At 46.4% G+C, this 12,730-nt stretch carries 8 protein-coding genes; 7 read left to right on the forward strand and 1 reads right to left on the reverse strand.

What is annotated here, in order from left to right; genetic code table 11:
* Positions 1-83 precede the first annotated feature (83 nt).
* The 6 genes from AYJ58_RS05770 (at position 84) to yidZ (ending at position 8,224) form a co-directional block, all read left to right on the forward strand.
* Complete coding sequence (locus AYJ58_RS05770; RefSeq protein ID WP_106649354.1) at positions 84-1,451, forward strand: MFS transporter; 1,368 nt, start codon at positions 84-86, stop codon at positions 1,449-1,451.
* Positions 1,452-1,560: 109 nt separating this feature from the next.
* Positions 1,561-2,265, forward strand: coding sequence for a single-stranded DNA-binding protein (gene ssb / locus AYJ58_RS05775; protein WP_006083192.1), 705 nt, complete (start codon positions 1,561-1,563; stop codon positions 2,263-2,265).
* A gap of 169 nt (positions 2,266-2,434) precedes the next feature.
* The gene (locus tag AYJ58_RS05780) at positions 2,435-2,701 is read left to right on the forward strand and encodes a hypothetical protein (RefSeq protein ID WP_232790865.1); all 267 of its coding nucleotides are present in this window, start codon (positions 2,435-2,437) and stop codon (positions 2,699-2,701) included.
* A gap of 354 nt (positions 2,702-3,055) precedes the next feature.
* Complete coding sequence (locus AYJ58_RS05785) at positions 3,056-5,863, forward strand: M16 family metallopeptidase (RefSeq protein WP_106651749.1); 2,808 nt, start codon at positions 3,056-3,058, stop codon at positions 5,861-5,863.
* A gap of 233 nt (positions 5,864-6,096) precedes the next feature.
* Positions 6,097-7,290 (forward strand): MFS transporter, encoded by a 1,194-nt coding sequence (locus tag AYJ58_RS05790; RefSeq protein ID WP_106649355.1) that lies wholly within the window; start codon positions 6,097-6,099, stop codon positions 7,288-7,290.
* A complete protein-coding gene (gene yidZ, locus AYJ58_RS05795; RefSeq protein ID WP_106649356.1) occupies positions 7,265-8,224 on the forward strand; it encodes an HTH-type transcriptional regulator YidZ in 960 nt (319 codons plus the stop codon). The genes AYJ58_RS05790 and yidZ overlap by 26 nt, the downstream gene beginning before the upstream one ends.
* Before the next feature lie 17 nt (positions 8,225-8,241).
* Here yidZ and AYJ58_RS05800 read toward each other — a convergent pair whose 3' ends face one another.
* Positions 8,242-10,959 carry a DEAD/DEAH box helicase gene (locus AYJ58_RS05800; RefSeq protein WP_106649357.1) on the reverse strand — a complete coding sequence of 906 codons (2,718 nt, stop codon included), beginning with the start codon at positions 10,957-10,959 and terminating at the stop codon, positions 8,242-8,244.
* 375 nt (positions 10,960-11,334) lie between these two features.
* Here AYJ58_RS05800 and AYJ58_RS05805 point away from each other — a divergent pair, with 375 nt between their 5' ends.
* Positions 11,335-12,708 (forward strand): DUF4397 domain-containing protein, encoded by a 1,374-nt coding sequence (locus AYJ58_RS05805; RefSeq protein WP_106649358.1) that lies wholly within the window; start codon positions 11,335-11,337, stop codon positions 12,706-12,708.
* Positions 12,709-12,730 lie beyond the last annotated feature (22 nt).

Below are 12,730 nucleotides of genomic sequence, written 5' to 3' on the forward strand. Positions count from 1 at the left end.
TTAGGCCACTATTTCCTTTTGAGCAAATCCTTTTGGGTGTGGTAACATGCGCCCCTTAAAAGACTTCAATCCAGGGCAAAATCATGGGTAACAACGGACTTTCGGGTACTGAGAAAAAAGTCGCGTTTTCTTTAGCCAGTGTATTTGGTTTACGCATGATGGGCTTGTTTATGATCATGCCCGTCTTTGCACTTTATGGTCAGCATTTAGAAGGCTTCTCGCCGCTGTGGGTCGGTATTGCTATCGGCGCCTACGGTCTGACTCAAGCTGTGCTGCAAATCCCCATGGGGATTTTATCTGACAAATATGGTCGCAAGCCGATTATCCTTATCGGTCTGGTGCTGTTTGCCATTGGTAGCTTGATTGCCGCCAACGCCGATTCGATTTACGGCGTGGTGTTTGGTCGTGCAGTGCAGGGCATGGGCGCGATTGCCGCAGCCGTGTTAGCACTGGCGGCGGATTTAACCCGCGACGAACAGCGTACTAAGGTCATGGCAATTATCGGTATGTGTATTGGTGGCTCTTTTGCGCTGTCCTTACTGGTCGGCCCGATTGTGGCGCAACATGTTGGCTTATCAGGCTTGTTCTTCCTCACGGCGATTCTCGCTGTGACGGGCATGTTGATCGTGCAATTTTTAGTGCCGAATCCGATTTCCCACGCGCCTAAGGGTGACACGTTAGCCACGCCTGCCAGACTCAAGCGTATGTTGACCGATCCCCAACTGTTTAGACTCGATGCGGGGATTTTTATTCTGCATTTAGTGTTAACCGCGGTATTCGTGGCCTTGCCGCTGGATCTGGTGGATGCCGGTTTAGTCAAAGAAAAACACTGGATGCTGTATTTCCCTGCTTTTGTGGGCGCGTTTTTCTTGATGGTGCCGTTAATCATCATAGGGGTTAAACGTAAGAATACTAAAGCTATGTTCCAAATCGCCTTAGTGATCATGATAGTGGCGCTGCTGGCGATGGCGGCATTCTCTAACAACTTATGGGTGTTGAGCTTTGCCGTAGTGCTGTTTTTCACTGGCTTTAACTATTTAGAAGCCTCATTGCCCAGTTTGATTGCCAAATTTTGCCCCGTCGGTGAAAAAGGCTCGGCCATGGGCGTGTATTCCACTAGCCAGTTTTTAGGGGCCTTTTGTGGTGGTATGCTGGGCGGTGGCGCCTTCCAATTAGTGGGCGCGGTTGGGGTGTTTATCGTTGCCGTGATCTTAATGTCTATTTGGTTATTCCTGACATTAGGTATGCAAAATCCCGTGCTGTTAAAGAGTTACACCTTAGAAGCCGAAGTCAAAGACAAGGCGCAAGCGCGGGATATGGCGGCACAGTTATCGCAACTGATGGGGGTCGTCGAAGCGATCGTCGTGCTGGACGAGAAAGTCGCCTACTTAAAGGTTGATGAGCATTTCGATTTAAGAGAAGCACGAGCTGTGTTAGGCTCTGCTCAATAATATCTGGGTCTGCCGTGTGGTATTTGGGGAAGCTGATTTTCCTCTATGGCGACACAGATAAACAACATACTGAATTAATAGATTATTTAAAGAATCGCAGGAGATTTCAATGGCCAGTCGTGGTGTTAACAAGGTAATTTTGGTTGGCAATTTGGGACAAGATCCAGAAGTGCGTTATATGCCAAACGGTAATGCAGTCGCAAACATCACAGTAGCGACCAGCGAATCGTGGAAAGACCAACAAGGTCAACAGCAAGAGCGTACTGAATGGCACCGTGTGGTTCTGTTCGGCAAATTAGCTGAAATTACCGGTGAATACCTGCGTAAAGGTTCACAGGTTTACCTTGAAGGTAAACTGCAAACTCGTAAGTGGAAAGACCAAAGCGGTCAAGACCGTTACAGCACTGAAGTGGTTATCGATCAAAGCGGTAGCATGCAAATGCTAGGTAGCCGTGGTCAAGGTGGCCAAGCACAAGGCGCGCCAATGGGCGGCGGCATGCCACAAAACGCAGGTTATCAATCTGCACCACAACAAGCGGCACCAGCGCAAAATCAATATGCGCCAGCCCCTCAAGCTGCACCTGCTTACCAAGCGCCAGCTCAGCAACAGTATGCTGCGCCAGCACCTGCTCAGCAGCAATATGGACAGCAACAAGCTCAACCACAACAAGGTGGTTATGCGCCTAAGCCACAAGCCGCTCCAGCGCCAGCTTATCAAGCGCCAGCTGCGCCGGCACAACGTCCAGCACCACAACCACAGCAAAACTTCACGCCAGATTTGGATGATGGCTGGGACGACGATATCCCGTTTTAATTCGCTATAAAGTACTAGCGTCAATTTAGATGCTAAAGTCGACATAATCTCATTTTTTAAAGCCTCGCAATGATTTGTGGGGCTTTTTTATGACACACATTCTCTATTTGTTTATATTAGTGAATACATTAAAGAAGATAATCGAGAGTATCGCTGGAATAGCTCAGCTATGGCGACATTTTATGTTGTATTGTTAGTCGTTGGCGGAATTCTTAATCAAATTGAAACGTTGCCAATATCATTAGTTGTGGCATCAATATTTGTTCCATTAGCTGTTTTATATCCGCTGTATCAAGCTCAAAAAGCAGTTAATTTTGCACTTGAATCTGTGGAATATCCTGATAATTCGCGCTTAACTTGGTTGAATTGGATATGGATTGGTCTGTTTTGTTTCTATTGGGCGATGATTATTTATGCTCTCACCTTGTTAGTTTAAATTTCTGAATATGAAAGCGGAATATATTTCTAATCACTTATATTCTGCTTTTTTAACGTCACTGCAAACATCTGGGAGCTAATACGGTTGGTATAAGCTAATTTTTAGCTTACTGAATGCTATCCTTTGCCCTATCCCCCTCGCGCTTATTTTTCAAGATATTCCTGCTAAATATCAAGGCTATAAACTATTTTTAGTACGCCATAAGGTATTGATTTTGTGACTTAAAGTGCTTTAGGTATTATAGTGACTGCTTATTTTATCTGAAACTTAGGTATGCGCTTCTTAGGTTTCTTGTTTGATTTTGGGGGAAAAGTGCGAATTTTAATGAATAATTTCAAGGCGATTAGCCTGATGCGCCAGTGGCTACTGCTGACATTGTTAACTGTGGCATTACCGCTACAGGCGAGCGAAGAGCCGCTGTGGATGGGAACGCCTGACTTGCCCATGAGTGGGCGAGTCCATACTGGTGAACTTGCCAATGGCATGCGCTATTTATTAGTGAGCAATAAGACGCCAGAGCAGGCTGTCATAGTGCGCATGCGGGTGGATGTCGGCTCAGTGGTGGAGTCCGATACCGAACAGGGGTTAGTGCATTTTCTTGAACACATGGCCTTTAATGGCTCGACGGGTTTGGCTGCGGGCGAGATGATCCCGACTTTGCAGCGCTTAGGTCTGAGTTTTGGCGCCGATACCAATGCTGTGACTGAGTTTCAGCAGACGGTTTATCAATTCAACTTGCCTAGTAATAGCCAAGATAGAGTCGATACTGCTTTATTTTTAATGCGTGAAATTGGCAGTAATTTACTACTCGACCCTGCGCTTATTGAGCGTGAAAAAGCGGTGGTCTTGGCTGAGCTGCGTGAGCGTAGCGGTGCGGATCTGGAGAATTACCGCAATCAATTACAGTTCTTGATGCCGCAAACATTGCTCTCGCAGCGCTTCCCTGTGGGCGAGGCCAACAGCATAAAGAATGCTACTCGTGAGGCTTTACTGTCTTTATACCAAGGTTTTTACACGCCCTCACGCACCACTTTAATTGTGGTGGGTGATATCGAGGTGGCCGCAGTTGAACAAAAGATAAAACAACAGTTTGCCAGTTGGCAGGCCGCGCCTTTAGCGGCGAAGGTGAAGCCGCAATCGATTGGCACTGTCGCTGCGCGCCAGAGCGTCGAGGCGGCGGCATTTTTCGATCCAAGCCTATCGACCTCGGTTTCACTCGGTATGCTCAAGCCTATGGCATACCCTACCGACAGCCCTGCTGTGCGGGAGCAGGAAATACTGCTCGAACTCGCCCACGGCATCTTGTATCGCCGAATGGAGTCGCAGTTGCAGCATAGCCAAGGTTTATATGGCGTTAGCCTGCAGGTTGGGGATCAATTTGATATCGCCTACGGCACTCAAATGAGCTTAGGTACGCAGGAAAATAACTGGCAAGAGGGCATAGCAATATTGGAGCAAACCTTGCGCCAAGCAAAAGAATTTGGTTTTAGTCAGCAGGAAATTGACCAACAAATCAAACGTATGCACAAAGGATATCAGCTCAGCGCTGCGGGTAGCAGTACTATCCACAGTGTGAATATTGCTGATGGGTTAGTCTACTCGGTCGCAGAAAAGCGCGTGCCTGTAGAGCCTGATTGGCAGCTGGCATTTTTTGAAAAAATAATGCCAACAGTGACGCCGCAAAAGCTAAAGCAAGTATTTAATCAGACTTGGAACGCCACGCCGTATCTGTATCTAACCAGCAATAAGCCCATCGAAAATGTTGAAAAACAGCTTGTTGCTAGCTATGAGAAAAGCCGCAAACAAGCTGTGAGCGTACCAGCAGCGAAGGCGATTGATGAGTTCGCATACACTGAATTTGGCGTTCAGGGCAAGTTAAACGCCGATAATCGCGATGCCGAAACGGGCATTCGTCAGTTGCAGTTTGCCAATGGTGTGCGGCTTAATCTTAAGCCTACTGACTTTAATAAAGGCACCACATTGGTCAGCCTCAACATTGGCTTTGGTGAAGTGCCATTCCCTGAGTTAGATGGCCTGTCTTATCTGTTTAACAGTGCCTTTGTGCAGGGAGGGCTTAAGGCCCATGACTATGGCAGTCTGCAGGATATTTTTGCTGGGCAAGATATTTCCATTAACCTAGGTGTGCGTGAGCAGAGTTTTGGTGGTGAGATCAGTACCAATGCCGCAGAATTACGTACACAGCTTGGCTTAATGACGGCCTTTTTGATTGAACCTGGCATGAATAAGCAGGCTGAGCAATTGTTCCGCGAGCAAGTGATTGCCGAGCAGCAAAGTCTCCATAGCAACCCGCAAACTGAGTTTTCTAATCAGTTTGATCGTATCTCCCACAGTGGTGATAAACGCTATGGTTATGGTGATCCTGAAGAAATTTTAAAGCGTCAGTTTGCAGAGTTGGCGCCGAGTTTCCATTCAGCCGTCGAGCAAGGAGCAATTGAAATCGCCATAGTAGGTGATTTCGACGAAGCCAGTGCCATCGCTGCTGTGGCTGACACTCTCGGGGCAATTAAACGCAGCCCCACTAAAAATAGCCAGTCGCTAGTGCCTGTGTTCCCGAAAGTGCCCGCTAAGATGACGTTAACACACTATGGTCATCCCGATTCAGCGGCGCTGGCCATGGTGTGGCCAACAACGGATATGACTCACTTGAGCCAACATGCGGGATTGGGATTGCTGGAGCAAGTGCTCGGCATTTTATTAACGGAGAATGTGAGAGAAAAAGCGGGCGCGAGTTATTCGCCATCGGCCTTTTCTTATAGTGATTTCAATGCCAGCGGTTATGGTTACTTAGGTTTGTTTAGCGTGACGACTCAAGCCATGTTGCCAAAGGTTTCCGAGTATTTCACCGCTGCAGTTAACCAAGTCAAGCAGCCGCAGGGGATTAGCGAGGACTTACTTAACCGAGCCCGCCAACCTGTGCTTGAATGGATGCAAGCCGCGCCGCAGAGCAATGGTTTTTGGTTAGATTTAGCGTCAAATGCCCAGAGTTATCCTGGACGCTTTGCTGCTTTCAAACAAAGACAAGCGTTGGCACAGCAGATGACGGTTGCTGAACTGAATAAATTGGCACAGCAATATTTGCCAGCAGAGGGCAGTTTAACCATCCAAGTCCTTCCTGCACCCTTAACACCTCAGCAATGAGTGTTGGGTTCATAGAATAGAAGATTGACCATTCGCCGCCATATCCCCTGTGCTAGCCAGTGCAGGGGATATTTTGTTTCTATTCCTTCTGTTCCTTCAATTTAGGACCAATTCCACGGCCTATATCCCTTGGTCGCAAACGGAAATACCTGTTGTCGAAAAAGCCACTCACTTAACTGTGGTCGCCCCACTACTCTAAGCGCAACTTATTTGCGAGGAGATGGGTGAGGTATATGTTGCGATATCTTTTGTGTAGTTTTTGTTTAGTGCTTCTGTATCCAACTGGGATAGATATGTACTTGGTTGGTTTACCGCAAATCGCGCAGGATTTAGGCGCGAGTGAAGCACAGTTGCATATCGCTTTTTCTGTGTATCTTGGCGGAATGGCGGCAACCATGCTTTTTGCTGGCAGCATAGCGGACCGATTAGGGCGCAAGCCTGTCACTCTATTCGGCGCTATTGTCTTTGCCTTAGCTTCGTATTTAGGTGGTATGGCTGAGACAAGCAATCAGTTCTTACTCATACGTTTTATGCAGGGAATTGGTGCTGGTTCCTGTTACGTTGTCGCCTTTGCTATTTTACGCGACACCTTAGACGATAAGCGCCGAGCTAAAGTGCTCTCAATGATCAATGGTATTACGTGCATTATCCCGGTCATTGCACCTGTTATTGGGCATGTAATTATGCTCAAGTTCCCTTGGCAGAGTCTGTTTAGCACTATGGCTGGCATGGGACTATTAGTCTGTTTGTTATGTATTTTTATATTACGGGAGACTAAGCCTGCGCAGAGTAGGATTGAGGATGTTAATCGTCAGTTGGCGCCGCAAGAATCTTTTCGTCAGTCCTTTTTCCTCAGCCGGCTTGTTATGACGACTCTAGGTGTGACTACGATTCTCAGTTATGTCAATGTGTCTCCCATGCTGATCATGGGGCAGATGGGGTTTGACCGCGGGCAATACTCTAATGTTATGGCATTGACAGCGTTAGTGAGTATGCTGGTATCGTTCTCGACTCCTTTTGCACTTGCTGTGCTTAAAGAAAAAAGTTTGATGTTGATTTCACAGCTGTTATTTGCAGCTGCCGCGCTAGTGTTTGTGCTAACTCAGGTGCAATATTTTAGCCTTAATGTGAATTTATTAGGCTTTGGTTTTGTCTGTAGCGGATTCGCTATTGGATTTGGTGTGACTATGAGCCAAGCACTGAGCCCCTTTGCATCGCGTGCTGGGGTGGCAAGTTCATTGTTAGGTATTGCACAGGTTTGTACTTCAGCACTGTATATTTGGCTGATGGGATTAATAGGTATTAGTCCACTTAACATATTGTTGCTGATATTAGCCTTGGGCTCTGTTATCAGTACCTTACTCATATTATGTGTGCCTACAGCACCGAGCGTTTATCTAGATGAAGAAATCACTCGCACGTCTTGACCTTAATCTATTGTTTACTCTACAACTTCTCTTACAAGAGCGGAGTGTGACTAAGGCCGCTAAAAAGCTCAATGTTACGCCATCGACCGTGAGTAAATCCTTGGCGAAATTGCGTGATTGGTTTGACGACCCACTATTCATTAAAACGCCTCAGGGATTACAGTTAACGCCATTGGCCCAAAGCATGGAGCATGACTTAGCCGATTGGTTACAAATGGGCAAACAGCTTATGGGCAAGCGCGGGGACGATATGGCGAAAGGGCTCAGTTTTGAGCTGATGCTTGAGTCACCTTTGTCGCTCATTATGCTTAATCAATTAACGCAGGCTATTTATCAACACTACCCTGATGCAAAAGTGAAAGTACGAAATTGGGATTATGATTCACTAGAGGCCATTATTCGCGGTGAGGCTGACATAGGTTTTACAGGCCGAGAAAGTCATCCTCGTTCCAAGGAATCCCTTGATTTATTGCCGTATTTTATCGATTTTGAGGTTTTATTTACCGATCTTCCTCAGGTGTATTTACGCCGCGATCATCCCGCCTTGCAGGAAGAGTGGAATATAGACACTTTCTTAAAATACTCGCATATCAATATCTTGTGGGAAAAGAGCGAAACCTGGGCCTTAGATAATGTACTTATTGAGCTTGGTTTAAGTCGCAATATAGTACTGACCTTGGCCAGCTTTGAGCAGTCACTGTTTGTCGCGGCAGAGCCTCACCACAGTATGATGGCAATCGCGCCGCAATATTGTGAGCAGTATGCCCACCAATTACACCCTGACTTAGTCAGTCGTCCTATCCCGATAAGTGGCGAATATCTTGATAAACTTGCCATTCCTTTTACCTTGATTTGGCATAAGAGAAACAGCCACAACCCCAAAATCACTTGGCTAAGAAACAAGATAAAAGTGATTTATCAACAGCATGATTAAGGCTGTTATTTACGGCATTAACTTGTTTGAGTAATACCCAATTGCTGGCAAATATATTGGATACACAATTCTTGCTGTTGGCACCATAGCCCATAGCTGACGGGGATAAGTTTAATCCCGGCGCGCTGTAACAGTTTATACAGTTCAATATCGAAAAAGTCCGCCCATGGCCCTGGGTAACCGATTAAATCTATTGCTAAATATTGGTTACCATAGCGGCACAGAATATCCAGTTCTAGCCCTGCCATATGGTAGGCGCGCCAGACTGTTATGCCTTTTGCTTCAATCGCGAGTGCCACCGACTGGCCGAAGCTATCGAGGGCATCGACATAATTGTGCGCCGCTTGAAATTGGCCCGCCGATGTTAAGTAAGTTGCCAGTAAATTATTGTTGGGGAGCTCATGCGCTTGTACCGATAAAAATAGCCACTGCATTTGTTTAGCGCGGGTGATGGCGACATTGAACATATCGGCTCGATTTAAATACACGGCGGCGCGGCTATCGTTGGCCGTAATGCTAAACGACAGCAGCATGATATCGCGCTCTTCCCCTTGAAAACCAAAGGGCGTGGCAATCCGTAATTGATGACGTTCTATTAGCTGCGTGCTAAAACGTGCGAGAATTTGCTGGGATAAATACTCTGTCTGATTGCGAAAACAGGAGAGCACTCCAATGCTGGCGGGCACTAATGCATTCTCTTGTTCATCAATCAGTTGAGCTAACTTTTCAATTAATGCCTCCGCTTCTATGGCGTTAATGCCCTTGCTATCACGGCAGCCAGTCACCTGGACTCGGTGTAAGTGCCCTGAACTTGTGCAGGGTCTGTGCTGCATAATCTTCAGCATACCTTGATAAAACCGCTGATTACTAAATTGGATCAGCTCAGGTTTACTCCGAAAATGCTCATTTAAAAATACCACTTGGGATTGGCTCATGAGGGATTGTGATACTAAGTCGAGCATACTGGCATCACGGTAGCTCATTAGGCCGCGGCAATCCGCAGCAAGTCCGAGTTGGGTCTGGATTTGGGTTTGTTTTGCGCGGGATAAAAACGAGAAATGGCGCAGCTGTTTACTGTCGCCCACCACCAGTGCTGCTTTTGCCCGCTGCAATGCTGGTAAACAGGCGGCAATATTGGCTTGGGTGGCTTCATCAATAATCACTAGATCAAACATTTGCTGCTCCATGGGCAGCACTTTATGCAAGCTGGCAAGGCTAGATAACCAAATGGGAAAGGTTTGCTTTAAGGCATCAAAATCCGTTTTGTAGAAACCGTCGAGTTGCTTAGCGGACTGCCGAGCGCGAAGTGCACTGGCAAAACTCACCAGCGTACTGCGCTTATGTTTGAGTAATTGGTTTAATCGATAGTGAGTGGCCAATTGTAAGTATTTGAGGCTTAAGTCTTCTTTTTGGGCGATGAGGGCGGTTAATTTATCGAGCACATCCCATTGCTGAGCAAACTGTTTGATCCCGGCACGGTAAGCCCAGTTGTAAAATCCTAAGCGCCAGCGTGATTGTCTTTGTTGTAAGGTCGCCAGTTTTTGGCCGCGACGTATGGCGTGGCGGCAATGGTGTATAAAACCGGCTTCCATTTTGGTTTGCTCGCGAGTCACAGTATTAAGTTGCTGTTTTGCATTGAGTAGTAAGATATCTGAGAGGGTTTCTGCAGTCGCAGGATGCTGACCATGCAGCATTTCATCTATCTGGTTTTTAAGGACTTTAATAAACTGCGGCGAGCCGGCTCGAATAAGACTGCTCCCTAGCTGGAATTGTTGCTGCAACTTATCGGCAATCACATCAACGGCAACATCGGTGTGGGCGACGATGAGGACCGATTTACCCCTTAATACCTGCTCCGCCGCCACTGTGGCTATGGTGTAACTTTTACCCGTTCCCGGTGGGCCCGATATTTGCCCCAAAGTATGGTTGGCCGCCACCTTTAAGGCTTGAATTTGTGCGCGGCTTAATAGCCCAGGAAGGTAATTCTCTTGGGTATCGACATTGTGACTAACTGAATTTCGAGTTGGCGCTTGCCCAAACAGCGCTTGAAGCGGCGCAGAGTGTGAGGGCGCTGTGATGAGATTGTCGAGTTCGTGCAATATGCCGCGACTTGCCTGCGAACGCTCTGCAAGAATAATTTGGCTGCGACTAACCATAAACCGCCCACGTTTACGGCATAAGCCAGTGAATTCAGTCTCATCGATCAGCTTGGGAAAATGCAATAAATGACTGGTATCAACATCGGCTTGGCCCGCCCGCAGCCAAGCTATCCAGCCACTGACATCCGTTGGATTATCGCGTAACTCTTGACTTAAGCTGTGTCCTTCAACGACTAATTTTTCTAACAGGGCTTCATTGATGGTGAATGGCCCGCCGCCAGAGAAGCTGTTATTAGATTCGAGGTAAATGTTATCGCCATCGGCCTGCAATTGGCATTCGCGGTACAGCAATGGCGTGACGACTTTACGTTTTTCGCCATTAAGCTCGACAGTGCCGCAGAAAAACAGACAAGAGTGCAATAATACTTTTTCTCGCAGATACAAAGCACTACGCGCCATTAATGCGGAGGCAGGAGCAAATGGCAGCGGCAAGCGTGGTAGAAAGCCACTGCTTAACTCGTCTTCACCTTGGAGCAATAGCTTTTCTTGCTCAGCAAGTTTGTGGCTAGACCAAAGGTTAATTTCAGCACTATCGTGTTGAAAACACTGTTTGTAGTAGTTAAGAATCCCTTGCAAACCCTATCCATCCTAAAGGCTTAATTGGCGGTGCGAGAGTAACTCAATCGCATAAGTCGAACAAGGTTTGCACCAACTGTGGATGATTTCTCCATGGTCGCAATAGCCTAAAAGAGAGGTATTCGATATGCCAGCCTTATTGCTCTGGAGCGGAAGCGTTTTTGTAGATGTGAACTAAGGTATCAGCAATCGCATTTGTATCAATTAAGAGCCCGAAAAGTGGCGTTTGTATCAGTATTTTGTTTGTTATTGAAATGTTTGTTAAGTGTTTGAGTTTGTGAAATATTTGTTTTTGTTTTTAGTGGAAATTGCCATTGTTGTCATTGTATAACTGCGTAGACTGAACTGAATTTTTGTCTGCTAATGAGGGAAACAATGATAAAAAGTAAGCTAAAGGGATTCGCGGTTTTGACCTTCGCCTGTTTAGGCGTGACCGCTTGCGGTGGTTCTGATAATGACAAGGATGAGGATACCTCTAAAACTGATACTTATGTGCAATTCTATAATGCGACAGTGGGGAGCACTGCTACCGCGCTGAAGATTGGCGATAAAACCTATGAAAGCGTGAGCTACGCAGATGCGATGCCACGATTTACATCTACCCCCGGTGTGAGTGAGGTAGAGGTGATGGGTAAGGATGCGGCAAATAAAGATATTTCACTCTACAAAGAGAATATCGATTTAAAAACGGCAACCGACCATTTCTTTGTATTGCATGGGGATTTTGCCTCGCCAGCCCTTTTGAATATTAATTACTCGCGTACCGAGCTCGATAAACAAAATGCCGAAGCGGACAAGAGCAAGATGCAATTATTGATTGCACACACTGCGACTGATGCACCTGCTTACGATGCCTATATTGCCAAAGCGGATAAAAGCTTTGCCGATGCAGTGATGCTAGGTAGCGTCTCCTATGGTGAGGTTTCAACACCACAGATTTTAGATACGGGCGACTATAAAATTTATCTGACTGCGGCGGGTACGACCAATATCAGTTACACCACGGCAAGCATTAATTTTAAAACCAAGGTGCCTTATAAGTTGATTTTAAGGGAAAGCTTTGGCGCTTCAGCCGCTAAAATCAGTTTAGACAGCGTCGACTCAACCACCAATGTGCGTAACCATGTCGCCCTCGAAAGCAGTGTAGACTTTAGAGTATTCAACGGCTTGGCTACACATAATGTTGATGTGAAAGTGGTGAGTAGTAAGCAAGAAGCGCTATTTAGCAATGTGGCCCCCTTCGGCGTAACAGCTTACCAAGGCGCCGAGTTTAATGACTTTGGTGTGAGCGTACTTGACCATACTAGCCAAGCTAAATTACTCGACAATGTGCTGATCACCCTTAATCAAGATGATATTAAAACCATCTTCATTTACGAGCAGGCGACAGAGCAGGGCAGCCAAGTGAAGGCGATGGAGATGAAGCAAACTCAGACGCCAAGTCCCTATAGCTTTAAGTTTGACATCGTGAGTTTTGCCGATAAAAGCAATCTCACTGTATATTTCTTAAAAGCAAATGACACGATTGAAACTGCGGTAAATAAAATCACTGCGGTCAATCCAGCTAGCCCTCAGTCAGTGACTGTACCTGCAGGCGAATATTCTATTAAAGTCATCGCAGTCGAAAACGGCACTAAAACCGTTGTCTATGCCTCCGATTTAATGGATTTCAGCAATGAAGATAATGTCACTATGGTGCTGAATAAAGATGCTGCCACTAGCTTTGGTTATAACTTGATTAAGCTCTAACCGTTAAGGTGAGTGAACTTAG

The sequence above is a fragment of the Shewanella sp. Pdp11 genome, assembly GCF_002838165.1.
Classification (GTDB): domain Bacteria; phylum Pseudomonadota; class Gammaproteobacteria; order Enterobacterales; family Shewanellaceae; genus Shewanella; species Shewanella hafniensis.

Coding starts and splice junctions, on each gene's coding strand:
- yidZ (WP_106649356.1), top strand. CDS start 7,265: ATGAAGAAATCACTCGCACGTCTTGACCTTAATCTATTGTTTACTCTA.
- AYJ58_RS05770 (WP_106649354.1), top strand. CDS start 84: ATGGGTAACAACGGACTTTCGGGTACTGAGAAAAAAGTCGCGTTTTCT.
- AYJ58_RS05785 (WP_106651749.1), top strand. CDS start 3,056: ATGCGCCAGTGGCTACTGCTGACATTGTTAACTGTGGCATTACCGCTA.
- AYJ58_RS05805 (WP_106649358.1), top strand. CDS start 11,335: ATGATAAAAAGTAAGCTAAAGGGATTCGCGGTTTTGACCTTCGCCTGT.
- ssb (WP_006083192.1), top strand. CDS start 1,561: ATGGCCAGTCGTGGTGTTAACAAGGTAATTTTGGTTGGCAATTTGGGA.
- AYJ58_RS05780 (WP_232790865.1), top strand. CDS start 2,435: ATGGCGACATTTTATGTTGTATTGTTAGTCGTTGGCGGAATTCTTAAT.
- AYJ58_RS05790 (WP_106649355.1), top strand. CDS start 6,097: ATGTTGCGATATCTTTTGTGTAGTTTTTGTTTAGTGCTTCTGTATCCA.